This window comes from Streptomyces sp. NPDC090083 (assembly GCF_044747445.1).
GTDB lineage: Bacteria > Actinomycetota > Actinomycetes > Streptomycetales > Streptomycetaceae > Streptomyces.
Map to the genome: position 1 here is coordinate 329,493 of NZ_JBIVED010000005.1, position 23,674 is coordinate 353,166.

24 protein-coding genes are annotated in these 23,674 nt (G+C 69.3%); 14 read left to right on the forward strand and 10 right to left on the reverse strand.

Annotation, left to right across the window (positions count from 1 at the left end; translation table 11 throughout):
- Positions 1-109: 109 nt before the first annotated feature.
- Genes ACIPTO_RS20905 through ACIPTO_RS20915 form a run of 3 tightly spaced genes read right to left on the reverse strand, consistent with a single transcriptional unit; the run spans position 110 to position 3,211 of the window.
- The gene (locus ACIPTO_RS20905; protein ID WP_401194303.1) at positions 110-1,003 is read right to left on the reverse strand and encodes a carbohydrate ABC transporter permease; all 894 of its coding nucleotides are present in this window, start codon (positions 1,001-1,003) and stop codon (positions 110-112) included.
- A gap of 1 nt (position 1,004) precedes the next feature.
- The gene (locus tag ACIPTO_RS20910) at positions 1,005-1,907 is read right to left on the reverse strand and encodes a sugar ABC transporter permease (protein ID WP_366314932.1); all 903 of its coding nucleotides are present in this window, start codon (positions 1,905-1,907) and stop codon (positions 1,005-1,007) included.
- The gene (locus ACIPTO_RS20915) at positions 1,904-3,211 is read right to left on the reverse strand and encodes an extracellular solute-binding protein (RefSeq protein ID WP_401194306.1); all 1,308 of its coding nucleotides are present in this window, start codon (positions 3,209-3,211) and stop codon (positions 1,904-1,906) included. Before ACIPTO_RS20915 ends, ACIPTO_RS20910 begins: the two co-directional genes overlap by 4 nt.
- 458 nt (positions 3,212-3,669) lie before the next feature.
- Here ACIPTO_RS20915 and ACIPTO_RS20920 point away from each other — a divergent pair, with 458 nt between their 5' ends.
- Positions 3,670-4,707 carry a LacI family DNA-binding transcriptional regulator gene (locus ACIPTO_RS20920; RefSeq protein ID WP_401194309.1) on the forward strand — a complete coding sequence of 346 codons (1,038 nt, stop codon included), beginning with the start codon at positions 3,670-3,672 and terminating at the stop codon, positions 4,705-4,707.
- Positions 4,708-4,800: 93 nt separating this feature from the next.
- Here ACIPTO_RS20920 and ACIPTO_RS20925 read toward each other — a convergent pair whose 3' ends face one another.
- Positions 4,801-5,160 (reverse strand): ArsR/SmtB family transcription factor, encoded by a 360-nt coding sequence (locus ACIPTO_RS20925; protein WP_401194311.1) that lies wholly within the window; start codon positions 5,158-5,160, stop codon positions 4,801-4,803.
- 207 nt (positions 5,161-5,367) lie between these two features.
- On the reverse strand, positions 5,368-5,742 hold the full coding sequence (locus ACIPTO_RS20930) for a hypothetical protein (protein ID WP_366314940.1): 375 nt from the start codon (positions 5,740-5,742) through the stop codon (positions 5,368-5,370).
- 492 nt (positions 5,743-6,234) lie between these two features.
- On the opposite strand from ACIPTO_RS20930, the gene ACIPTO_RS20935 reads away from it, so the two are divergent.
- Positions 6,235-7,134 (forward strand): Ppx/GppA phosphatase family protein, encoded by a 900-nt coding sequence (locus ACIPTO_RS20935; RefSeq protein WP_401194313.1) that lies wholly within the window; start codon positions 6,235-6,237, stop codon positions 7,132-7,134.
- 64 nt (positions 7,135-7,198) lie between these two features.
- On the opposite strand, the gene ACIPTO_RS20940 is transcribed toward ACIPTO_RS20935, so the two are convergent.
- The 3 genes from ACIPTO_RS20940 to ACIPTO_RS20950 form a co-directional block, all read right to left on the reverse strand.
- Positions 7,199-9,241, reverse strand: coding sequence for an ATP-binding protein (locus ACIPTO_RS20940; RefSeq protein WP_401194315.1), 2,043 nt, complete (start codon positions 9,239-9,241; stop codon positions 7,199-7,201).
- Positions 9,242-9,485: 244 nt separating this feature from the next.
- On the reverse strand, positions 9,486-12,155 hold the full coding sequence (locus ACIPTO_RS20945) for an ABC transporter substrate-binding protein (RefSeq protein WP_401194317.1): 2,670 nt from the start codon (positions 12,153-12,155) through the stop codon (positions 9,486-9,488).
- 227 nt (positions 12,156-12,382) lie between these two features.
- A complete protein-coding gene (locus ACIPTO_RS20950) occupies positions 12,383-13,003 on the reverse strand; it encodes a TetR/AcrR family transcriptional regulator (RefSeq protein ID WP_401194319.1) in 621 nt (206 codons plus the stop codon).
- Positions 13,004-13,152: 149 nt separating this feature from the next.
- Here ACIPTO_RS20950 and ACIPTO_RS20955 point away from each other — a divergent pair, with 149 nt between their 5' ends.
- The 4 genes from ACIPTO_RS20955 (at position 13,153) to ACIPTO_RS20970 (ending at position 15,605) form a co-directional block, all read left to right on the forward strand.
- Positions 13,153-13,614: a cupin domain-containing protein gene (locus ACIPTO_RS20955; RefSeq protein WP_401194321.1), complete on the forward strand. Its 462-nt coding sequence runs from the start codon at positions 13,153-13,155 to the stop codon at positions 13,612-13,614.
- Entirely contained in the window at positions 13,611-13,955 is a 345-nt protein-coding gene (locus ACIPTO_RS20960) for a hypothetical protein (protein WP_401194323.1), read from the forward strand. Before ACIPTO_RS20955 ends, ACIPTO_RS20960 begins: the two co-directional genes overlap by 4 nt.
- 300 nt (positions 13,956-14,255) lie before the next feature.
- Positions 14,256-15,005, forward strand: coding sequence for an MBL fold metallo-hydrolase (locus tag ACIPTO_RS20965; protein WP_401194325.1), 750 nt, complete (start codon positions 14,256-14,258; stop codon positions 15,003-15,005).
- 129 nt (positions 15,006-15,134) lie between these two features.
- The gene (locus tag ACIPTO_RS20970; RefSeq protein WP_366314955.1) at positions 15,135-15,605 is read left to right on the forward strand and encodes an Lrp/AsnC family transcriptional regulator; all 471 of its coding nucleotides are present in this window, start codon (positions 15,135-15,137) and stop codon (positions 15,603-15,605) included.
- On the opposite strand, the gene ACIPTO_RS20975 is transcribed toward ACIPTO_RS20970, so the two are convergent.
- Positions 15,606-16,091 carry an Lrp/AsnC family transcriptional regulator gene (locus ACIPTO_RS20975; RefSeq protein WP_366314957.1) on the reverse strand — a complete coding sequence of 162 codons (486 nt, stop codon included), beginning with the start codon at positions 16,089-16,091 and terminating at the stop codon, positions 15,606-15,608. It abuts the gene before it with no gap.
- 305 nt (positions 16,092-16,396) lie between these two features.
- Between ACIPTO_RS20975 and ACIPTO_RS20980 the strand changes: the two genes are divergently transcribed.
- The 7 genes from ACIPTO_RS20980 (at position 16,397) to ACIPTO_RS21010 (ending at position 22,682) form a co-directional block, all read left to right on the forward strand.
- Positions 16,397-17,314: an ABC transporter permease gene (locus tag ACIPTO_RS20980; protein ID WP_401194329.1), complete on the forward strand. Its 918-nt coding sequence runs from the start codon at positions 16,397-16,399 to the stop codon at positions 17,312-17,314.
- On the forward strand, positions 17,311-18,114 hold the full coding sequence (locus ACIPTO_RS20985; protein WP_401194331.1) for an ABC transporter permease: 804 nt from the start codon (positions 17,311-17,313) through the stop codon (positions 18,112-18,114). The genes ACIPTO_RS20980 and ACIPTO_RS20985 overlap by 4 nt, the downstream gene beginning before the upstream one ends.
- An 87-nt stretch (positions 18,115-18,201) precedes the next feature.
- A complete protein-coding gene (locus tag ACIPTO_RS20990; RefSeq protein ID WP_401194333.1) occupies positions 18,202-19,284 on the forward strand; it encodes a PotD/PotF family extracellular solute-binding protein in 1,083 nt (360 codons plus the stop codon).
- Between the two features lie 2 nt (positions 19,285-19,286).
- Positions 19,287-20,369, forward strand: a complete 1,083-nt coding sequence (locus ACIPTO_RS20995; RefSeq protein WP_401194335.1) for an ABC transporter ATP-binding protein — start codon at positions 19,287-19,289, stop codon at positions 20,367-20,369.
- A gap of 59 nt (positions 20,370-20,428) precedes the next feature.
- Entirely contained in the window at positions 20,429-21,220 is a 792-nt protein-coding gene (locus ACIPTO_RS21000) for a carbon-nitrogen hydrolase family protein (RefSeq protein ID WP_366314966.1), read from the forward strand.
- 8 nt (positions 21,221-21,228) lie between these two features.
- Positions 21,229-21,918 carry an RraA family protein gene (locus ACIPTO_RS21005; RefSeq protein ID WP_401194338.1) on the forward strand — a complete coding sequence of 230 codons (690 nt, stop codon included), beginning with the start codon at positions 21,229-21,231 and terminating at the stop codon, positions 21,916-21,918.
- A 47-nt stretch (positions 21,919-21,965) separates the two neighbouring features.
- Positions 21,966-22,682, forward strand: coding sequence for a 3-keto-5-aminohexanoate cleavage protein (locus tag ACIPTO_RS21010; RefSeq protein ID WP_401194341.1), 717 nt, complete (start codon positions 21,966-21,968; stop codon positions 22,680-22,682).
- A gap of 46 nt (positions 22,683-22,728) precedes the next feature.
- Here the strand turns inward: ACIPTO_RS21010 and ACIPTO_RS21015 are convergent, their stop codons facing one another.
- On the reverse strand, positions 22,729-23,295 hold the full coding sequence (locus ACIPTO_RS21015) for a rhodanese-like domain-containing protein (RefSeq protein ID WP_401194344.1): 567 nt from the start codon (positions 23,293-23,295) through the stop codon (positions 22,729-22,731).
- A gap of 84 nt (positions 23,296-23,379) precedes the next feature.
- On the opposite strand from ACIPTO_RS21015, the gene ACIPTO_RS21020 reads away from it, so the two are divergent.
- Positions 23,380-23,658, forward strand: a complete 279-nt coding sequence (locus ACIPTO_RS21020; RefSeq protein WP_366315823.1) for a metal-sensitive transcriptional regulator — start codon at positions 23,380-23,382, stop codon at positions 23,656-23,658.
- Positions 23,659-23,674 lie beyond the last annotated feature (16 nt).

Below are 23,674 nucleotides of genomic sequence, written 5' to 3' on the forward strand. Positions count from 1 at the left end.
CGTTGTTCCGGGGGTGGTGCGGGTCCCGCGCGAGCCGGTGGATGCGGTACCGGAGTTCACCGGACGTCCCGGACCGCGGGCCGGGCACCGGACACGGTGTCGGCGCCGGTCAACGGCTGAATCCGGCGGTCAGTCCGCTCAGCAGCTGGCGGCGGCCGAACGCGTAGAGCACCAGGACGGGCAGGGTGGTGAGGACGACGGCGGCGAGGACGGCCGGGACGTTGACCCCGTACTGGCCCTGGAAGGTCCACAGCGCGAGCGGCAGGGTCCGGCGGTCGGGGCTCTGGGTGAGGATCAGCGGCAGCAGGAACCCGTTCCAGATGGTCAGCGAGTTGAAGATGGTCACGGTGAGGATGGCCGGCCGGGTCAGCGGTGCGGCCAGCCGCCACAGTGTCGTCCACTCGGTGGCGCCGTCGACCTTCATCGAGTCGAACAGCTCGTTCGGGACGTCGCGGATGAAGTTGGTGAGCACCAGGACGGACAGCGGGATCGCGAAGGCGATCGACGGGAGGATCAGTGCCAGCAGGTTGTCGTAGAGGTGCAGCTTGATGATGATCAGGTAGACCGGGATCACCGTGGCCTGCAGCGGGATGGCCAGGCCCATGAGGAACAGTCCGTTGATCGCGCGGAGGACACGCATGCGCCACCCGCGGACGATCGCGTAGGCGGCCATGAAGGAGACCGCGACCGCCGGCACCACGGCGCCGGCGGTGACGACGACGCTGTTGAGGAAGTAGCGGAGGAAGTCGGACTCGATGACGAACCGGTAGTTCTCCAGCGTCGGGTCGCTCGACGGCACCAGCGGATTGCTGGCGTAGTAGCCGCTCTTGGCCTTGAAGCTGGTGATGAGGGTCCAGTAGAGGGGTACGGCGACGACGACCAGCCAGAGCCAACCCGCCAGGCCGCCGGCCCAGTTGGGGCGGTGGGCGGTCCGACGCGGGTGGCGTCGACGCTCGCGGTGGGTGGCCTTCTGCGGTGATCGCGGCTCGGTCAGGGTGGTCATGTCAGGCCCCCTCGAGTTGGCTCGCGCCGGCGTCCCGGCCACCGAGCCGGCGCAGCAGCAGGGCGAGAGCCAGTCCCACCAGGACGAGGATGACCGCGATGACGCTGGCCGGCCCCATCAGGCTGGCCTGGAACCCGCGCTTGTACATGTCCAGTGCGAGGACCCTGGTGGCGTCGGCGGGGCCGCCCTCGGTGAGGACGAAGATGAGGTCGAAGAAGGTGAGCGACCCGACCACCATCAGCGTGGACGAGGTGATGACCGTGTACTTCAGCTGGGGCAGCGTGATGCTGAAGAACTGCCGGATCCGTCCGGCTCCGTCCAACTGCGCCGCTTCGTAGAGGGACTTCGGGATCTGCTGGACACCACCCTGGTAGATCAGGGAGTGGAACGGGACGAACTGCCAGGAGACGACGAAGATGACGACGCCGAAGGCGAGTCCGGGTCGCCCCAGCCAGTCCTTGCTCAGCGCCTGTATCCTCAGCCCGGCGCCGAGCCCGAAGTTGGGGTCCAGCAGGGCCTTGTACGCGAGCGCGATGGCCGCCGAGCTGAGCATCAGCGGGACGAAGTACACCACGCCCAGCACCGCGCGGTAGCGCTGGCGGCCGGCCATGAACGTGCCGAGCAGAATGCTCAGCGGTGTCTGGACGGCCCAGGACACGGCCATCACCAGAAACGTCACCCACAGGGCGTGCGGCAGCCCGGGGTCGGTGAGCACCGCGCGCCAACTGGTCAGCCCCGAGGGGTGGATGGCGCCGATCCCGTCCCACGTGGTGAAGCTCAGCGCGAAGACCCCGACGAGCGGAACCACGGCGAAGCCGACGAAGACCACCAGCGCCGGAGCCGCCAGCCACGGCAGGACGCTGCGCGGTTCGCGATGCGGCCGATGGCCGATGGGTGAACTCATGTGCTGGTGACCGCGTTGAGGTTGTCGGCGAACTGCTGGGGCGAGACGGACAGTTGGAACAACTTGACGATGTTGTCGAGCAGGGTCTCGGCGGCCGTCGGGCTGAGCGCTTGGTCCCAGGACTGGCCGAACACCTTGGCCTTGCTGGCGATGTCGTAGGTGAACTGCAGGAAGTCGGCGTTCTTCGAGGCGGCGAGCAGCTTCTCCGTGCCGAGCCGGATCGGGACCGATCCGTTGTCGATCCACTGCTTCACCTCTTCGTCCCGGAGGACGCCGGTGGCGAAGAAGTCCTTGGCGACCTTCTTCTGTTCGGCACTCGCCTTCGAGGAGATGGACAGGTACTGGGCGGGGTTGCCGACGGTGTCGCTCGGATCGCCCTTGCCGCCTTCCACGGGCGGGAAGGTCATGTAGCCCAGGCCGCCGCCGGAGACGAAGTCCCCGCCGTCCGCCTGCTGGATGCCGTACGACCAGGCCCCGTGCAGCATCATCGCGGCCCGGCCGGTGTACAGGAGCGCCTGGTCGGCGTTGGAGTCCGCGGTGATCGAGGAGAAGCCCTTGACGAATCCGTGGGCCTTGACGAGGTCCTGCACCTTGGTCAGCGCGGTGATGGCGTCCGGGTTCGACCAGGCGTTCTTCTCCCCTTCGGTGATGGCCTGGAACACCTCGGAGCCGCCGATGCGGTCGAACAGGAACTCCAGCCACATCATGTTCGTCCACCGGGACTGGCCACCGAGGGAGAAGGGCGCTATGCCCTTCGCGTTGAACCTGGGCACCAGCGCCATGATGTCGTCCCAGGACTTCGGTGGTTCCACTCCGACCTGGTCGAAGACCTTCCTGTTGTAGTAGAGGATGATCGGCTGGACGGTCTCGACCGGCATCGCGTAGATCTTGCCGTTCACCGTGGCCGCGGCGAAGGACGACGGGAAAAGGCTCTTCTTGAGTTCGGAGTGCTCCCCGAACCACGAGGTGAGGTCCTCGACCTGGCCCGCCTCCACATAGGTGCGCAGCGTCCCGCCGCCCCAGCCCCAGATGATGGTGGGCGCCTTTCCGGCACCGATGGAGGTCTTGATCTTCGTCTTGTACGCGTCGTTCTGGTAGGTGGTGTCCTTGATCTGCTCCTTGGGGTGGGCCTTGTTGAACGCGTCCACCGCTCCGGCCCTGACGCCTTCCTGCGGCTGACCGTTCAGGTACCAGTACGTGGCCCCGCCGCTCTTGCCGGGACCGGACGAGCCGCAGGCGGCCAGCGCCGCGGAGGCCGGCACGCCGACGGCCAGGCCGAGGAGGGTACGTCGGGAGAGCGCCATGTCTTTACTCCGCACTCGAGAGCCACAGGCTTCTCGTGAGTCATGGTGAAAGGTTTTCGAAACAACCTTCTTAGAGCTCTGTTCGTGCAAGCTAGATTTCGATCTGATGCCCTGTCAAGACACGTGCAGGCAAGCGAATTCGGGCTGTCGTCAGTGGCGTGACATCGCGAGAAGGCGTCCTGCACGCCTTTCGCGAAGTCCGAAACTGTTTCGAAATCCTCCACCTGAGGACGGGACGATGCGACGGCCGCGGCGGACCTGCTCGTCGGCGCAGGTCACGCGAGGCCGACAGGGCTCGGCGGAGCGGCGTTCAAGTGGTGCGCCTCGGGCGGGAGTTCACACCGGGCGCTCTCCCGGACGATCTCGGTGCCGAACTGCCGTACGGTTGACCGGTTCCACCCGCGTTGCCGGTCCGACCGGCGGCTCACCACACTGGTACGAACACCTGGGAGGAACCGATGCGACCGAACTCCAGGCGCACCACCCTGGCGGACATCGCCCAAGCGGCCGGGGTTTCCGTCGCGACCGTCTCCAAGGTCGTCAACGGCCGCGGTGACGTGGCACCGGACACCCGCACCCGGGTGCAGGAACTGCTGCATCAGCACGACTACCTCGCGCCGGTGTTCCGTCACACCGAGGCCGTCGAAATCCCCACCATCGAGGTCCAGTTCCACGGCGGACTCAAGTCGTACGTGGCCGAGACCCTGGAAGGCATCATCGACTCGGCCGCCGAACTGGGCGCCTCGGTGGTGGTCAGCAAGGCGTCCCGTGCCCCGCACTGGGCCCGGGACCTCGTCTCGGCCGGGCGCCGCGCCGTCATCGCGGTCACCAGCGTGTACACCGCGGGGCACCTGAACGAACTGGCCCGGGCCGGGCTGCCGTTGGTCGTGCTGGACCCTCTGCACCTGCCGGACAGCCGGGTGAACAGCGTCGGGGCGACCAACTTCGCCGGCGGCCTGGCCGCGACCCGGCACCTGCTGTCCCTGGGCCACCGCCGCGTCGCCTATCTCGGCGGACCGGCCATGGCCATCTGCAACCAGGCACGCATGCACGGCTACCGCGCCGCCATGGAGGCGGAAGGCGTGCAGGTGCCCACCACCTACGTACGGCCGGGAGAGTTCACGTACGAGACCGGGTTGCTCGGCGCCGAACTGCTCCTGGACCTGGAGGAGTCACCGACCGCGGTCTTCGCGGGCAACGACGAGATCGCCCTCGGCGTCCTCGAGACCGCCCGTCTCCGAGGCCTGCGCATCCCCGAAGACCTGAGCGTGGTCGGCTTCGACGACACGAGCCTCGCCCAGATGGCGTCACCGCCGCTGACCACGGTGCGCCAGCCGCTGCGGGAGATGGGCGGTGCGGCCCTCCGCATCGCCCTCCGGCTGGCCAACGGCGAGAAGGTCGAGTCCCACCACATCGAACTCGCCACGGATCTCGTGATCCGGGCCTCGACGGCGCCGCCCCGCGCACAGGATTCGGCGGATGGGCGCCTCAAGTGAGCTGCCGTCGGGCGGAGTTGGCGGACGGATCGTAGGCGGGTCGCGTCAGTCGGCATCGGCCCGGGCTGAGCCACCTCGCGCGCGGCCCGGACGTCACCGAGGGGCAGGGAGCGGCTGCGGAAGTGCGTCCGCCTGCTGGAGTTCGGCGAGGATCTGGTTCTGGCCGGTGAGGAGTTCGGTGAGGATGCGGCGGGCGGCGCGCAGGAGGTCGGCGACGTCTCCGCCGGCGAGTTCGTAGCGGACGGTGGAGCCCTCCCGGGTGGACACGACGATCCCGGAGCGTCGCAGGACGGCCAGTTGCTGCGACAGGCTGGAGGGCTCGATCTCGATGTCGGCGAGCAGGTCCCGTACGGACACCGGACCGTGCTGGAGGAGTTCCAGGACCCTGATGCGCACGGGGTGGCCGAGCATGCGGAAGAACTCCGCCTTGACCTGATAGAGGGGTACCTGCATGGATGCTCGCTCCTTGCCGGGTTGTTCGGACCGGGGCCGCCGGAATGCGGCGGCACCCGAGAGTGCCGCCACATCACATGCCGCCCTCGGAAGCCGATCCTTCACGTCTCGGTGCCTGCACGACCGCACCTTGTGACCATGCAGATATCGCTAGTTGAAGAAGTCTTCACATCAAGGGCGTACGTGGTTCCCGCACGCGATGACGGGCTAGATCTCGATCGCCCCCTCGACGCGTTTGAGTTGGTGCCGGGCCATGGCCAGGTTCGAGCGGGCCTTGTCGAGCACGAGGTACAGGAACAGACCGTTGCCGTCACGACCCGTGACCAGCCGGATGAGGTGGTACTGGCTGTCCAGCGTGATCAGGATGTCCTCGATCTGGCCCTTGAGGCCGAGCTGGTCCATGGTGCGCACCTTGGCCCGGATCACATCGGTGTTGCCGGCCGCCGCGACCGTCAGGTCGAGACTCTTGTCGCCGCCTAACGTCCCCAGCGCCATGCCGCTGGTGTAATCGACGACCGCCGCCCCCAGAGCCCCCTCGATGCCGGCCATCATCTCCTTCAGCGACACTTCGACACTCGCCACGATGCCTCCCCTTGCGTTCCGATGACTGCGGCGGGCCCGCGCTGCCGGCCCACCTCGACGACCGGACGGTAGGCACGCGTCGCTCCGCCGCGGAGAGTGTCTTCGAGACTGACCCGGGACGATCGGACAAGGACGCGACGAGACCTGTTGGGTCACTGGAACTGGCGCTCCTGGTGTGGAAGTTGACACTTCGCCAGATATGGCCCGCCCGCCGCTCATGGACGCGGCACGGGAACGCGGCCCGACTCCGGCGCACACCTCACCGCCGACGCGGAGCCACACCGTCACCCCGCTGTTCCACGGGCAACTCGGAGGGTGCACAAGCGGTGAAGATAGAATGACCTTTTGGGCCGGAAACCCGCGCACCGTTGTGCGGGCTGTCGGAGGACAGGGAGTAGCAGCCGGTCGGGTCGGACGCGAGAGCAAAGGGGGCACGGAGTGCGGCAGGCGAGTGTGCTCGATGTCGGATGTCACAGTGCTCTGCTGACGATCGTGCGGCGGCGCCCGGACTCGCTCCTTGAGCCCGTTTTCTCCCGCAAGGTGCGGTTGAGACTGCATGAGACCCTCGACCACAAGGGACGGCTGGACCCGGCCGGCGTGGAGAGCGTCGAGCAGGCGGTGGCCGAGGCAGTCGCCGCGAACCCCCATCCGCGTGGACCGGAGGTCTTCGCGTTCGCCACGTCCGTCATCCGGGACGCCCCCAACCGTGACGCGATCATCGCGAGCGTGAAGCGCACCACGGGCACCCGCCTGCGCGTGCTGACCGGCCAGGAGGAGGCGCGCCTCGCCTACGTGGCCGCCCGTCAGTGGGCGGAGGAGTCCGGCCCGCTGCTCGTGCTGGACATCGGCGGCGGCACCCTGGAGATCGCCTCCGGCACCGGAGACCGACCGCGCACGGTGCACTCGCTGCCGCTGGGCGCACGCAGGGTCACCCGGGACTGGCTGCCCGGCAACTCCAGACCGTCCCCGCAGCGGCTGACCGAGATCCGCGAGCACCTGCGCCGGTCGCTGGAGGCCGTTCCAGGTCTGCCGCACGCCGAGCCGGGCACACGGGTGCTGGCCTGCTCCAAGACTTTCGAACAGCTCGCCCGGCTCGCCGCCGCGCGCGGCAAGGCGCCCCGGGCGGGGCGGAAGCTGGCCCTGCCGCACCTGCGCACCTCGGTGACCCTGCTGGCCGAGGCGAAGCCGTCCCGCCGCGGCAAACTGCCGGGCATCTCGCACCACCGGGCCGCGCAGTCCCTGGCCGGAGCCCTGATCGCGCAGACCCTCATGGAGGTCTGCGGGGTGAAGACCGTCGAGATCTGCCCTTGGTCCACCCGCGAGGGCCTGCTGCTGGAACACCTCGGCGTACCGCCCCACGACGCGTCCGGACGCTCCCGCCTCGCCGGCTGAACGGCGCGCCCGGCGCCCCGGCCGCCGCGGTCCCAAGTACGGCACGGTCCGAGGTACGGCCCGGTCACGTCTCCGGAACGGGACCTCCGTGAGCGGCCCAGGCCGTGAGCGTCCGGTTGTCGGCTGCCGCCGCACGCCTGAAGAGCTTCTCGAACCGTTCCGTGCCGAGACATGCCACGAGCCGCTCCTCGCACTGCTCTCGCAGGGGGGCCAGTTCCGGCGTTCCACGCTGCGGGTGACCGACGGTCTCCCAGAAGCGTGCCGCCGCGCCGAAGGCGTAGACCGCGCTGTCTTCCTCCCCCGCGTCGGTCAGGGCGATGGCGAGGACGTCCAGGACCATGGCGATACCGAAGGCGTCGCCGATGTGCCGCTTGGCGTGCAGTGCCGCCCGCGCGTGAGCGACGGCGTCCTTCGTGCGTCCCTCCAGCACGGCGATGAGGGACAGCTGATGCTCAAGGTAGGAACGCGTCCAGTACTCGTCCGACTCCACGCAGATGTCGCGGAGTTCGGCCGCCTCCTGCCGGGCCTGGGCGAGCCTGCCGGATCCGGTGAGGCCGAAGACGTGGACCAGGCTGCACAGCGCTGTCGCGGCGGTGAGTTGCCCTGGCCGGGAGACTGCCACGCCGAACTCCACGGACTCCACCAGGCTGCTCGCGGTCATCGGCCGGCCTTCCAGGAGGTGCAGGAGGCCTTCCAGGTAGACGGCTCTGCCGAGCCCTTCGGCGTCGAAGGTGGCCTCGGCCGTACGTCGGCAGTCCACCGCCACCTTGTGCGCGGCGTCGTGCTCGCCCTGAAGGGTGAGGGCCAGCCCCAGGCTCCACAGCCCCTGGACGCGCGTCTCGTCCTGCTCCGCGCCGGCCCCCAGCGCGGCTGCCTGCTCCAGGTACCGGCGCCCCTCGTACAGGTATCCCGAGCAGACCCAGAAGAAGCTGACGTGACCGATCAGCTCCAGGGCGGCGGTCGGATCGGTGGCAAGGAAATAGTCGGCCGCCAGCCTGATGTCGTCGTGGAGGAGGTCGATCCGGCGGTACCAGTCGCGCTGGGCCGGACCGAACCATTCCTGATGCGCCTGCCGGGTCTCGCTGAGCAGGTGCTCGGCATGCCGGCGGGCCATCTCCTGTTCACCGCCCAGTTCGTGGAGCCACATACGGCCGTACTCACGGATCGTGTCCAGCATCCGGTACACACCGTCCTGCCGCGTGATCACCGACTTGTCGGCCAGGGCCGCGAGGGTGCGGGAGACCTGGCTCGGCGACAGCGGTCCCCCGCTCGCGACCTTCCAGGCGGTGTTCTCGTCGAAGGAGCCCGGCAGGAACGACAGGCGCGCCCACAGGAGTCTTTCGAGCGGACTGCACAGCTCGTGGCTCCAGCCGATGCTGGTGCGCAGCCCCGCGTGACGCGGCGTCGGACGGTACCCGGTGCTCTGAGGCAGGTCCACGGCCGAGCGCGGTGCCGCACAGAGTTCCGTGAGCGACATCGTGCGTAACTGCGCGGCGGCCAGTTCGAGAGCCAGCGGCAGCCGGTCGAGTTCGTCGCACAGGCGTGCTGCCAGCTGCCGGTCCCCTTCGTCCTCAAGCGGGCTTCCCGCCTGGGCGGCACGGTCGGCGAACAGTGTCACCGCCTCCTCCGACGTGGCCAGGGGACCGATCGGGACGAGCGTCTCGCCCCGCACCCGCAGCGGTTCACGGCTGGTGGCCAGGATCCGCAGGCGCTCACAGGCGGTCAGAAGGTTGCCGGCCACGTTGCGGCACTCGGTGGACAGGTGCTCGCAGGAGTCGAGGACCACCAGCACCTCACGGTCGCCGATCCATGCCGAGATCGACTCGGTGGGCATCCGCGGGGTGTGGTCGGAAAGGCCGCAGGCGTCCGCGACGGTGGCGGCGAGGAGGTCCGCGTTGCGCAGCGGGGAAAGATCCACCCAGGCGACGTCGTGACCGTCCGCCGCCATCTTGGGAGCGACGGTCTGCCGGGCGAGGCGGGTCTTGCCCACGCCTCCCGCACCGGTGATCGTGACCATCCGGCTCCCGCTCATGGCCGCTCGGATCAGTTCGAGCTCCTCCTCACGGCCGACAAAGGAGAAGTCATCACCCAGCGTCATCCACGTCATGACATCATCCTCGCTCGCGATCTGACTGGTTCTCAGGCGATCCGGCAATCCCGTCCGGCCCATGACAAAGTTCCCGGACAGACGGGCATGCGAGATGTGGGCTCCGAGGAACGGACGTCAGAGACACCGTTCTTGTACGGGCTCGCCGAGTACGGGTTCACGACCTTGAGGAGCTGACGCATCCCGGCCAAGGTGATCGCGTTCTCCGTCTCCGGTCACGCCGGAGACGGAGACCCGGAATCCTTCACGAAGAAGTCGCCGCTGTGTCGTCCCTGGGACAGGGGAAGCTGTCGGGCGGACTGCCCCACGTCGCGGGGTCTCGCTGGTCGGGCAGGACTCCGCAGCTGAGCAGGGTGGTGGTGATTCCGCGTGGCTGGGTGATCTCCCGGATGAACACCGCCTTGTTGGGCGGGTATTTGTTCGTGCCGTCCAGCTGCAGCACACCGGACGCGCCGGGGTACTGGGACACGCCGTGGGCGGTGAGCCACAGATAGATGTTGTTGGGCTGGGTGTCGTCGTCGGCCGGCAGCAGGTTCTCGATGACCTTGCTGACGACTCCCACGGTGTCGAAGCCGCCTGCGGCGTCCGCGTCGGCGCTGCGTGCGCCGAAGACGGAGGCGAAGTCCTGGGCGAACTGGGCGTAGGGGTCCCGCGAGTCGGTGGTGGGGGCGTTCGGCGTCTCGTAGAAGAGGGTCATGTACGGGTACGCGCGCGCCGTCTGCTGGGGGTGGAGCTGGAAGTCGATCGGAGAGCTCTCGGCGATCATCGGGATCGTCGTGCCCTGCGGCGGCTGGCACTGCCCGCCGGCCCTCTGCATCGCGTCGAGGAAGCCGGGAAGCACTCCGGAGCGGGCGAGGTAGACCACGATCCCGTGAGTGGCGGCGACCCTGCTGCAGACCGACCGTGCGATGTCCTCCGGCCTGGTCGCGCCGGGCTTCTCCTTGTACTCGATCTCGTCGTCGGTGCCGCCGTACCGTCGGTAGGCGCTGACGAACAGTTTCATCAGGTCCGTGCTGAAGGCCGTGTCGGTCGGGTCGTACACCACCACGGCGTGCGGTTTGCGGCTGGTGAGTCGGCGGACGGCAGGAGCCTGGTGGACGAAGTCGGCGAGGACCTGCGCGATGCGCCCGTTGGGTGCCGAGATCTGGAAGTACCGCTCCGGCGAGTGGGGTCCGACCATGATGCTGCCGGACACACCGTTGGCGATGACCGGGATCTTGGCCTGGTTGAGTTCGCCGACCGCTTTCAGCGACTCAGGACGGCTCTGGGTGATGCCGATGACGGCGGCGATGCGGTCCCGCTCCCGACGGTTGATGATCATCTGCGCGACGTCCGCCTGCTTGGGCGCCGCGGTGCTGTGTGCGCCGTACTGGAAGTACTGGCCGGTGTTGGCTATGAGCAGGCGGATGGGCATCTTGTTCTGGCGCACGCCGGTGTTGAGCTTGTGCTGTTGGGCGATGGCGCCGCGCAGGATCTGCAGGCCGATCGGCGGGTCGTCGTACACACCGTTCTGCAGACTCAGCGGAGCGAGGAAGACGAGGGTGCGGTAACGGTCGCCCGGGAGCTGGGCGTTCTCCTTCGCGACCTGTTGTTCCAGGGTCCTGAGTTCCTTTCCTCGGCTTCCCGGTACGGCCAGGTCGCATTGGCTGCCGTCGGTGATGCCGACGCGCTCACCGGTGCTGACCGTGACGCATGAGGCGGACGCGGGAGGTTCGGTGGGCCAAAGGTAGGGCGGAGCGAGGAGGATGCCCGCGGCCACCGCGGCCATGAGGGGCAGGGTGGAGGGGCGCAGCCAGTCCAGGGGGTGGTCCCGGCGGGCCATGACACCCCAATGGGTGTGGATCTTCGTCTTGGCCGTGCCCTCGGCGTCGTCCTCGGCCGGCAGCGTGATGAGGCGTACCGGCTCGTCGCTGCCCTCATCGAGGAAGGTGAAGACCTTGTCGGCGATGCCGTTGGGCCGGTCCGGGTCGGCGCCCAGGGGCGCGGCGTAGTCCGGGGGCTGGCCCTCGCAGGCGGCCAGGACGAGCAGCGGCCGGGACGGGTGGTCACCGGCGAGTTCCTCGAACGTGCCGAGGAATGCGCGGCCGGGGCCGTCCGGGTCGTCGGTCTCAGGAATGAGGATGACGAAGGACCACCGGCGCCGTGCCCACAGATGACTGAGCCATGACCTTCCCCGGGTCGCTTTCCGCAGATCGGTGAGCAGCGCGCGCAGGAGAATACGCGCGACGCGCGGGTCGCTCCGCTCCAGTTCGCCGTCCTGGCAGAAGGCGAGCGCGGCGTCCAGGAAACAGGTCGCGTTCGCTTCGTCCGCGACCCAGCGCAGGCCCCAGTGCCGCAGATAGAACCGGTAACACAGTTTGGGAAAGCCGACGATCAGGGCGGCCACGAGTCCCTGCAACCAGCCGGTCAGGAAATTCCGGCCCAGGAAGTCCGCGAGGCCGGCGCAGGCGCTCAACGTTTTCCGCCGTTTGAGCAGCACCGCGTACAAGGCGTCCACGATCGGCTGTTGCTGGGCCTGGGAGTCGCCCGCTCCGCGCTCGGCGTCCAGGACGGCCCGGCAGGTGTGGAAGGCCGGCAGCCGCAGCCTTCCCGAGGGCATGGTCAGCTGGAACCGCAGCGCCACCCGGTCCACTGCGGCGAGGAAGCCCCCGCCGCCCAGCTCCGCGTCATCGACGACGGCATGCGGTACCTGGAAATGAGGAGTGCCCCGCCGCCGCGACATTCGGTGCTCGTATTCCCGGACCATGAAGGCCGGTGCCCGGACATCGCCGCCGTCAGCCCTGGAAAGGAGCAGGGCAGGCACCTTCTCCGCGCGGGACCGGGTGGCAGCGAAGGTGTCGAGCTGACGGATGAGCCGGTCGGACCAGCGGGGATATCGCGGGGCCGGGTCCGGGGGCACGGGGGCGTTGGACATGCGTTACTCCCTCGGGAAACAGGGAGGCCAACATGCCATGAAAGCAGGGCATAAAAGCGAACAATATTCAGTGTTGTCGCATAATGAGTGATTCACTGTTTTCTGAGGCGATAGATGACTGAATCGCGAAGGCCCCGTGGAGCCGCCGCCGGAGCGGACGTCAGCATTTCGTCGCAGGTGGCGGTGGCGTGGTCGACGACCGGAGGCGACGCGTCACATGCGGTGGCTCAGTCGGCCGCGGGTGCCGTGGGGATCGCCGCGACGGCCGCCGCGGTCATCTGCCGCGCGGTGGTCGCGAGGCTGACGATCGCGTCGTCAGGGGTCAGACCACAGAGGTCGGTCAGGGCGAACAGCGACTCGGCGCTGATCACGAGAGCGAGGCCCCGGACCAGTTGCTCCACCTCCGCGCGGTGCGCGGGATCGCAGCGCTCGCTCCACGGGGCGAGCGCGTGCTCAATGAGTCCGAAGCGGTGGGCGGGACGGTTCTTGGAGGCCGAGGGCTTCGCGATGGTCGAGGCGACGACCGCGCGGACGGCGCCCTGCCTGCGCAGTACCGCCCGGCCGAGGACCTCCGCGGCCTGCCCGATCCGTTCCACCGGGTCGTCTCCCCGGGTCGCCGACCGCAGGACCTCGACCAGGTCCTCCGCCATCACGGAGGCGCGCAGAAGGCTGAGCAGGTCGGGGAAGTAGCGGTACGCGGTCGCTTCGGAGACCCGCGCGTGGGCCGCGACCGCAGGCATCGTGATCTCGGCTCCGGTGTCGGCGAGGTCGCGGGCGGCCGTGACGATCGCCGACCTGGTGCGTTCCATCGTGTTGCTGAGCCCGTTCGGGCGACCCCGCTCGACCATGATCATCCTCTCGTTCCAGCTGCCAGCATAGCGGGTCCACTCCCTGAATTGGAGTCAACTATTTTTTTAAGAGTCCACTTGCATTCGTGCTCGCATCGCCCCTAGGGTCCTGGCGTCGGCAACCACCAGTCACCAGTCAGGGAGGCTTCATGAACAAGGTCTCGATCACCGGTCCCGGCGAAGGCGAGCTCATCGTCAACGGCCCGTCGACGATCCGGATCCTTGAGGACGGCAGCAACACCGAACACCGCCTGGGAATGGGCGAAATCACCATCCCCCCGCACACCGCCGGCCCTCCGCAGCACCGCCACGCACAGCACGACGAGGGCTTCTACATACTCTCGGGCAGCGTGCGGTTCACCGTCGGGGAGGACGACTACGACGCCGGAGCCGGTACCTGGGTCATGGTCCCGCCGGGCGCACCGCACACCTTCGCCAACGTGAGCGACGACCCGGCGGTCATGCTCAACACCTTCACTCCGGACCTGTACGTGCAGTACTTCCGTGACCTCAAGGCCATGGTCGAGTCCGGCCAGCCGCTGTCGCGCGACGCCGTCGCCGAGGTCTGGACGCGCTACGGCACCGAACCGTCGACCGAGTACGCCTCGTGAACATCCTCCTGGGCGTCAACGCCGTCGGCGCGGTCGCGAGCATCGCCTTCGCCCTGGTGGGAGGCATCCGCCCGGCGGCCCTGAGCGAGAGCGGCACACCAACCGCCGGTGAACGGTTCTACGGCTGGATGTACGCGACCAGAGGAGTACCTCTGGGGGTGGCGGCGCTCGTCGCACCCCTCGCGTGGTCGGGTGCGGCCAGCGCGCTCATCCTGTGCGCGGCCGCCGCGGCACAGGTGGGCGACGCCCTCATCGGACTCGCCGCCCGCAAAGGGACGATGATCGCGGGTGCCTCGTTCCTGACGGCCGTCCACGTCGCCACGGCGGTCGCCACCGCGTGAGCGCGGCCGCTGTCGGTCTGGGAGCAGAGCGGACGATCACGTCGGCGCGCGAAAAGCGGACGCCCCTTCCCCGTAGGCGTCATGGACTTCCTCGCCGGATCTCCCGTCTGCGCTCCGGCCGACATCAGGCCGGCCCTCACCCGGACGGAACGCGGACTAGGCGATCGAACTCGGCGATCGAGCGCGGCCGTCCACCGTCCAGTCGTCCATCACATCGCGGCTGACGATCCCAAGGGGTCGGGTCCGGTCGGATCCGTATCAGCCCGCCAAGGGAATTGGTCCACCAAGGGAGACACACGTATGCCCACCACTCTCGAACGTGTCGTACACGCCTGCGTCCTGCTCGACTTCGACGGCGCGAAGATCCTCACCGACCCCTGGTTCTCCGAAAGAGTGCTGTACCGCCAGGGCGAGCCGCGCAGCATCGCCACCGCGGCGGACCTGCCGCGACTGGACGGCATCCTCATCAGCCACGCCCACTACGACCACTGCGACCTGGGAGCACTGGCCCATTACCCCGACAAGAACGTGCCCATCGTCGTCAACCGGGGCACCGGGAAGAAGGTCCGCGCGAAGGGGTGGCGCAACGTCACCGAGCTGGACCCCTGGCAGTCCACCCGCCTCGGCCCGGTCCGCGTCACGGCCGCGCCGGCCAGCCACGGCGTGCCGGAGGTCACCTACCTGCTGGAGGCCGACGGTACGACGGTCTTCTTCGGCGCCGACACCCGCCGCATACCCGAACTGAACGAGATCGCCCAGCGCTTCCCCGACATCGACCTGGCCCTGATGCCGATCAACGGGCTCTCCTCCCGTCCGCAGGGCAACCGCCAGGAGGTCATGGACGCGGCCCAGGCGGCGGAACTCACCGCCCTGCTGCGCCCCCGGCTGGCGGTTCCGATCCACTACGCCTACACCTCCGGCGCGATCGGCGACCGGATCCTCGTGAAGCTCGACCGCGGTCATCCCGAGCACTACAAGGACGCCGCCGGGGATCTGGCTCCCGACACCGACGTGCGCATCCTGCCCACTGGACAGACGCTCACGCTGTGACCACGAGCCCGGCAGGGTTCCCCTTCGACCATCCGGGCCCGTCCGGTGGCCGCCCCCTGGGGCCCCCGCGCTCGACCGCGAAGGCGCCGCGCGGCCCGACGCACGTACGATCGGGCCAGGAGGCGCACCGTGATCGACGAGCTGGACCAGAAGATCATGCAGGCACTCACCCGGGACGGCCGGACGCCCTACACGGCGCTGGCCAGGGATCTGGGGGTGTCCGAGGCGACCGTGCGCCAGCGGGTGTCGCGGCTCCAGGAGAGCGGGGCGTTGCGCATCGTCGCCCTGTGCAATCCGCTCACGCTGGGCCATCAGTCGGTGCGGCTGATGATCCGGGTGCGGGATCTGACGCCGCGGGCCGTGGCGAAGAGCCTCGCGGACATGCCGATGATCAATCATGTGGCGCTGTGCGCCGGAAGTCAGGACATCTTCCTGGAGGGGACCTGCCGGGACCAGGCGCAGCTGGTGCAGCTGCTCGACAGCATCCGGATGATGCCCGGGGTGTCGAAGGTGCAGGTCCTGCTGTTGCTGGAGCTGTTCAAGGACTACTCGTGGGACGGCCTGACCAGTGCGGTGGGGCAGAGCGAGGGCGGGGAGTGATCACAGGGGGAGGATGCGGTCGCCCGGTGCCGCGGGCAGGTCCCTGAAGCCGGCCCACAGATAGGTGTCCTTGACGACGTCCAGGACGGTCAGCGCCTCCGCGTGCGCCACGCCGTTGACCCGGCGGACCCGTTCGGTGAGCAGTTCGGAGAGGTGCGCGATGTCGCGGCAGCGCACGTCGGTGATGAGGTCGTAGGGCCCCACGCAGGAGGCGACGTAGCGCACCTCCGGCATCCGGGAGAGCTCGCGTGCGACCAAGGCCACCGGGAGGTGGTGGACGCGCACGGCGAGGTGGATCTCCATCTCGCCCAGCTTCACCGCGTCGGTCATCCCGACCACCTGGATGATTCCCCGGCGCTGCAGGCGCTGGAAGCGGGCGCGTACGGATGCCTCCGAGAGGCCCACGGATCGGCCGATCTCGCCGAAGGAGCGCCGGCCGTCGACCCGTAGCTGGTCGATGATCTGCCGGTCGAGGTCGTCGATCATGCGCGCACCTCCCCTTTCCTCCGTCTGTCGTCGCTTCCGCGTCTCCCCACATCATCACCCGGCCCGGCCGATGCCGGTGGTCGGGGCCGTGTCCGGCCGCTACCGGCGGTCCGCTGCGAGATGAGTGGAACAAGGCACGCGATTCCACTGGATTCGATGCCGTGGCGCCTGTTCACCTCCTGTCCTCCTGACGGAAGCTGTTGCGCAAACAGGACGACCGGGGCATCCGCTCCGGGCGTCCGGCCGGATTCCAAGGAGGCAGAGCACATGCAGACACCCCCTCCCCCGCCGCCGTGGAGGCAGCGGTGACGGACACCGCGACCGTGCCGCCCTCCACCACGCCCCGGTCGGCGGCCCCCGCTCCGCGGGCGGGCCTGCGGCACAAGGCGGTGACGGTGGCGCTGCTGGCGCCCGCCGGGCTCACCGTCGGTGCGCTGGTGCTGGTGCCGCTGGCTCTGGTGGTGCGGAACAGCTTCGCGACCTCCGATCCGTACGGCGGCATCCAGGGGGGCTTCACCCTGGCGAACTACCACGAGCTGCTGGACCCGGTCTATCTGAAGGTCTTCGGCTACAGCCTGGGCATGGCGGCGCTGAACACACTGGTGTGCCTGATCCTGGGCTACGTGGTCGCCTACTACCTCGCCGGGCGGCCACCGCAGCGTCAGGGGCTGCTGCTCCTGCTGATCATCGTGCCGTTCTGGACCGACTTCCTGGTGCGCACCTTCGCGTGGATCAACCTGCTCAGTCCCGGCGGTCCGGTGAACGCGCTGACCGACGCCCTGGGGCTGACCGACGGGCCGACGGCGTGGATCCCCAGCCAGGGGGCCTCCTTCGTCGGTCTCGTCTACGCCTTCCTGCCGACCGCGATCTTCCCGGTGTACGCCTCCCTGCGGGGCGTCGACCCCTCGCTCGGCGAGGCCGCGCGGGATCTGGGCTGCGGCTGGTGGCGGGTGCACAGCAAGGTGCTGCTGCCGCTCGCCCGTCCCGGACTGCTGGCCGCCGCGCTGCTCACGTTCGTGCCCACGCTCGGTGTCTTCGTGATCCCGGTCCTGCTCGGTGGCGGCAAGCACCAGCTCGTCGGCAATCTCATCGTCACGCTCTACACCGAGTTCCGTAACCAGCCCATGGGCGCTGCGGCCTCCGTCGTCCTGCTGGCGCTGATGATCGTCTCGCTGGCGGTGTTCGGTACCGCGGCCGGGCGGTTGAGGAGGAAGGCGTCGTGAAGTCACTGCCCGATCGCGTCACCGGCTGGCTGGCCCGCGGCGTCATCGTCTTCCTGTACGTACCGATCGTGGTCGTCGTCGTGCTGTCCTTCAACGACTCCGACGTCACCTACAAGTGGGCCGGGTTCAGCACCCGCTGGTACGGCGTCCTCGCCCACGACACCGATCTGCTGTCCTCGCTGCGGGTCAGCGCCGAGGTGGGGGTGGCGTCCGCGACCCTGGCCACCGCGGGCGGACTGCTGGCGGCGATGGGCATGGCCCGGCTCGGCCGGCGGTTCCGGGTGGTGTTCTCCGGCGGGCTGTTCCTGCCGCTGATCATCCCGGAGATCGTCCTGGGCGTGGCCCTGCTGTCCGTGTTCGGCAAGCTCCGCGCCGACCTGGGGCTGACCACGCTCGTCCTCGGTCATCTCGTGGTGACCCTGCCGTACGCGACCCTGATCGTCCTGGGTGCCCACGGTGCCCTCGACCCCGCGCTCGACGAGGCCGCGGCCGACCTCGGGTGCAATGCCTGGCAGCGTTTCCGCCGGGTGACCCTGCCCCTGCTCCGGCAGGCGATGGTGGCGGCCTGGCTGCTCTGCTTCACCATCTCCTTCGGCAACATCGTGATGTCGACCTTCACCAGCGGTGTCGGCACCACCACGCTCCCGCTGCGCGTCTACTCCCTGCTCAAGGGCGGGCTCACTCCCGAGATCAACGCGCTCGGCACGCTCCTCGTCCTGTTCACGTTCCTGATCATCCTCGGCGCCGGTCTGCGTCAGATGCGCCGCGTGCTGGTCGGCGGCGACCGCACCCTCGGCTGACCCCGACCCCGCCCCAGGACCCGCACCGCCGTACGTACGTCCGATCTCCGCTCCGCCTGCTCCCGTACGTTCCCGAAAGGCCCTGTCATGCTCCGTCGTACCTTCGCCAGAACTCTGCTGGCCACGTCCGTCGTCACCAGCACCGCCCTCCTCGCCGCCGCGTGCGGGGGCTCCGGCTCCGAGGCCGTCTCCTCCTCCGGCGGCGGCAAGAACCTGAACATCTACGCCTGGGCCGGTGAGATCCCCGACAGCGTGGTGAAGGGCTTCGAGAAGGAGACCGGCATCAAGGTCACCATCGACACCTTCGACAGCAACGAGACGATGACCGCCAAACTCAGCTCGGGCTCGTCCGGCTACGACCTGGTCGAGCCGAGCCAGTACACCGTGCAGCAGCTCATCGGCCAGAAGCTGATCCAGCCCCTGGACCACACGCAGATCAAGGGTCTCGGGAACCTGGCGACGAAGTTCCGGAACCCGTCGTACGACAAGGGCAACAAGTACAGCGTGCCGTGGATCTGGGGCACGACGGGCTTCGCCTACAACGACAAGTGCGTGAAGTCGGCGACCAGTTGGAAGACCCTCTTCGACGCCCGGTACAAGGGCAAGCTGTACATGCTGGACAACATGCTGGCCGCCTACATCGCCGGGCTCCAGGTCACCGGCCACCGGGCCACCAGCACCGACAAGGACCAGATCGCCGAGGCCACGTCGGCTCTGCAGAAGCAGAAGAAGATCCTCGCGGGCTACAACTCGACGAACTACGCGCAGCTGCTGGCCAGCGGCCAGGCGTGCGCGGCCGAGGCGTGGAGCGGTACCGCGATGGCGAAGGTCGTGCAGTCCGATTCCCACGTCCACTACGTGATCCCGGAGGAGGGCGGCTCGGTGTGGACCGACGGGATGGCCATTCCGAAGGGCGCGAAGAACACCACGTCGGCGTACAAGTTCATCAACTACCTGCTGCGTCCCGAGATCGCCGCGAAGGCCACCGACGACGGCTCCTCGGCGAGCGCCAACCAGGCGGCCCGCAGCTACATCAAGGACAAGGCGGCACTGAACAACCCGGCGATCTACGCGCCCGACTCGGCCATCACCAAGGCCGACTTCCTCCTCGACCCGGGCACCGCCATGCAGTACTTCCAGCAGGGCTGGACCAAGGTGAAGGCGTCCTGACCATGACCGTCTCCCCACCCCAGACCGTGCCGGCCGTGCAACTGGCCGGGATCGGCAAGTCGTTCGGCGCCACCCACGCCGTCCGGGACGTCACCCTCGACATCCGGGCGAACGAGTTCTTCTCCATTCTCGGCCCGTCCGGCTGCGGCAAGACCACCCTGATGCGCATGATCACCGGCTTCGAGGAGCCCACCCAGGGCACCATCGAACTCGGCGGTGTCACGGCCGACGGCGTCCCGCCGCACAAACGCGACCTGAACATGCTCTTCCAGAGCTACGCCCTCTTCCCGCACCTGAACGTCCACGACAACGTCGCCTTCGAACTGAAGGTGCGCAAGACCCACGCCAAGCGGGCGATCGCCGAAGCCGTCCGCGAAGCCCTCGCCCTGGTCCGGCTGGACGGATACGGCGACCGGGCCATCTCCCAGCTCTCCGGTGGCCAGCGCCAGCGCGTCGCCATCGCCCGCGCCCTCATCGGCAGGCCGTCCCTGCTGCTGCTCGACGAGCCGCTCGGCGCGCTCGACAAACAGCTGCGGGCCGAGATGCAACTGGAGCTGAAGAAGATCCAGCGCGAGGTGGGGGTCACCTTCGTCACGGTCACCCATGACCAGGAGGAGGCCCTGACGATGTCCGACCGCATCGCGGTCATGCACGACGGCCGCGTCGTCCAGGTCGGCACGCCCGAGGACATCTACGAACGACCGGCCACGCGCTTCGTCGCCGAGTTCATCGGCACGTCCAACTTCCTGACGGGCAAGGCGGACGGCTCCGTCCTGACGGTGGCCGGCCTCGGTGCCGTGCCCCTGCCGGCCGGCGCGTTCACCGGTGAGGCGCATCTCGCCGTACGCCCCGAGCACGTACGCCTCCACACCGGGGAATCCGCGCCGCCGGCCGGGTGGGCGGGACTGCCCGCCACGCTCCAGCAGGTCGTCTACCTCGGCAGCGCCACGCGCTACCACCTCGCCCTCGCCGACGGCGGAACGTTCGTCGCGGAGAGCCACGGCGCCGCGCCCGCCGGACTGACGGCCGGCCGGCCGGTGGTGGCCCACTGGGATCCGCAGGCGTCCCGGCTCCTGGCCGAGTGACCTCACGCCGTCCTCGCGCACCCGCACCCCCACCACGTCCACAGCAAGGAGACACGGCCTTGAAGGTCGCCGTAGCCCAGTTCGCCCCGACCGCCGACATAGGCGGCAACGTCGACACCATCGAGGAAATGGTCCGCGAGGCCGTGACCAAGGGCGCCGAACTCGTGGTCTTCCCCGAGGAGTCGATGATTCCGGCAGAGGCCGCGGCGCAGCCTCTGCGCGAGGTCGCCGAGAAGCACTGGCCCGTCTTCCTCGATGAGCTGTCCCGCATCGCGACCGCACACGGCACCGCGGTCATCGCCGGCGGCTACGAGGGCAGCGGCGCGGCTCTCCCCTACAACACGATCGCGGCCGTCTCCCACGAGGGCGAACTCCTCGGCCGCTACCGCAAGATGCATCTCTACGACGCCTTCGACTACCGGGAGTCCCGCGAGATCCAGCGTGGCGAGGACGGGCCCTGCGTGGTGCGCATCGGCGAGTTCAACGTCGGGCTGGTCAACTGCTACGACATCCGCTTCCCCGAGTTCACCCGCACCCTGGTGGAGATGGGCGCCGACCTCCTGTCGGTGTCGGCCGCCTGGGTACGCGGTCCGCTCAAGGAGGACCACTGGACCACGCTGCTGCGCAGCCGGGCCATCGAGAACACGTGCTGGCTGGTGGCGTCCTCGCTCACCACGCCCGACTGCATCGGGATGAGCATGGCCGTCGATCCGCTGGGCGTGGTCCGCGGCGCGCTCGGCGAGGAGGAGCGCGCCCTGTTCGTCATCGACGCCGACAAGCACCGCATCGACCGCGCCCGCACCGTGCTGCCGGTGCTCCGCAACCGCCGCATCATCATCGGACCGAGGTGACCACCAGCATGCCGATCGACTTCCGCCCGCTGGGCGAACTCCCGCCGCTCGACGAGTCGTTGGCCGCCCGGCTCGCCCAGGTCGACTTCCCCACCCTCGGCCACTACCTGGAGGAGGGCTTCTGCGATCCGGCGCTCCGGCGCATCGCCGGTTCCGGCAGACTCGTCGGCCGCGCGGTGACCGTGCGCATCACACCCACCGACTCCACGCTGCTGCACCACACGGCGAGCCTGGTCGGCCCCGGTGACGTGGTGGTGATCGACTGCGGCGGCGATCGCAGGCACGCCCCGCTGGGCGAGGTCGTCGTCAACGCCCTTCTCGCGCGCGGAGCGGCCGGCGCGGTGGTGGACGGCGTCTGCACGGACATCGACGCGCTGCGCGAACTCGGCCTGCCCGTCCACGCGTACGGCACCTCGCTGCTGACCACCAAGCTGCACGGCATCCCCGACGGCAGCGTGAACGCGCCGGTCGGTTGCGGCGGTGTGCCGGTCAGACCGGGCGACATCGTCCTGGGCGACGCCAACGGACTGCTGATCGCGCCCGCGGCGCGGCTGGCCGCCGTACTCGACGAGGCGCTCCTCGACGACGAGGAGGAACCCTCGCTCGTGGCCGAGCTCTACGCGGGCCAACCGCTCGGTGAGCTGACCGGGGCCTCCGCGACGGTGGCGAGACTGCTCGCCTCCCCCGCGACGCCCTAGCCGACGGCAGCCCACCAACTCACCCACTCGACAAGGAAGTTCCTCCCGTGTTTCTCAAGGCAGCCGTGAACGGCGGACTCACCCGGACCGACCACCCCTCGGTTCCCCTCACCCCTCGGGAACTCGCCGCGGACACCGCCGCGGTGATCGCCGCCGGCGCGGACGTCGTCCACCTCCACGTCCGTACCCCGGACGGGGGCCAGACCATCGAACCCGGCGCCCTGGCCGAGGTGTTGCGCGAGGTCCGTTCCGCGGCGCCCGGCGCGATCGTCGGCACCACGACGGGTCTGTGGACCTGCCGAGGTCCCGAGGAACGGTACGCGCTGGTCAAGGCGTGGGAGGTACTGCCCGACTTCGCGTCCGTCGCCTTCAGCGAGGAGGGCGCCGCCGAGACGGCGTCCCTCGTGGTCGCCCGCGGGATGGAGCTGGAGAGCGCTGTGTGGACCCTGGACGACGTTCCGGCGCTGCTGGCGTCGCCGACGCTGGGCGCGAACGTGCGGGTCCTGATCGAGCCGCAGGACAGCGACCCGTACACGGCCGTGGCCCACGCCCGCGAGATGGCCGCCCGTATCCGCGCGGCGGGCGTGACCTGCCCGCTGCTCTACCACGGTGAAGGCGCCACGACCTGGCCCGTGCTGCGCGCCGCCCTGGCGGACGGCCACCAGACGCGCATCGGCTTCGAGGACGGCGTCCATCTTCCTGACGGCGGGCTGGCCCCGGACAACAGCGCCCTGGTCCGCGCGGCCCGCGCCCTGGCGGACTGACCCGCACCCGCCGCCGGACGCCATGGTGCGCCGTGTGGGGCCGCTCCTATTGCGCCTGCCGCCTCGTCGCCCGGAGAGAGCGGTACGGTCCGTGCTGGTTGTGGGGGAACTTGGCGAGGGCGGCGGCCATGCCGCAGGTGTCGGTGGCGGCGGAGAGGACCAGGCCGCCTCCGATGGCCGCGGAGAACCAACGGGCGGGCCACCAGCGGGTGCCGGCGGCGAGGCCGAGGACGACGAGGGATCCGGCGGCGAGGCGGACCTGGCGTTCCATGGGCCAGCCGGGCGAGGCGTTGTCAGGGCGGTGGAGGGGGCGGCCTTCGCCGGCCCAGGCGGTGGTGCCGCCGGTGAGAGCGGTGGCGGGAATGTCGGCTGCGGCGAGTTCGGCGCGGGCCGTGGTGGAGCGGTTGCCGGAGGCGCAGACCAGGAGGAGGGTGCCGCGGGCGGCTGCCGTCCTGAGGGCGGGCAGTGCGGTGCGGAGGTGGTCGAGGGGGATGTTGTGGGCACCGGGAAGGTGGCCGGAGGCGTATTCGCCGGGCGTGCGCACGTCGATGACGGTGTAGTCGTCGAGGCGGGTGGCTGCCTGGGCGGGGATGAGGGCGGTGGGGGTGTTCATGCGCCGGTGGGTCCTTCCGTTGCGTCCGGGACCCGGTTGCTCGATCCCGTATGATACCCCTAGGGGTATTCATGGAGGTGGATGGTGGAGCTTGAGATGGCCGCCGACGAGCTGAAGTCGGTCCTCAATCGGCTGCGGCGGGCTCAGGGCCAGATCGCGGGGATCATCAAGATGATCGAGGACGGCCGGGACTGCGAGTCCGTGATCACGCAACTCGCCGCGGTCTCCCGCGCGTTGGACCGGGCCGGGTTCGCGATCATCGCGACCGGCTTGCAGCATTGCATGGCCGAGGGCGGCCAGGCAGCCGGTGACCGCGACGAGATGCGGGCCCGGCTGGAGAAGCTGTTTCTGTCCCTGGCCTGACGGACGCGGCGGCCGG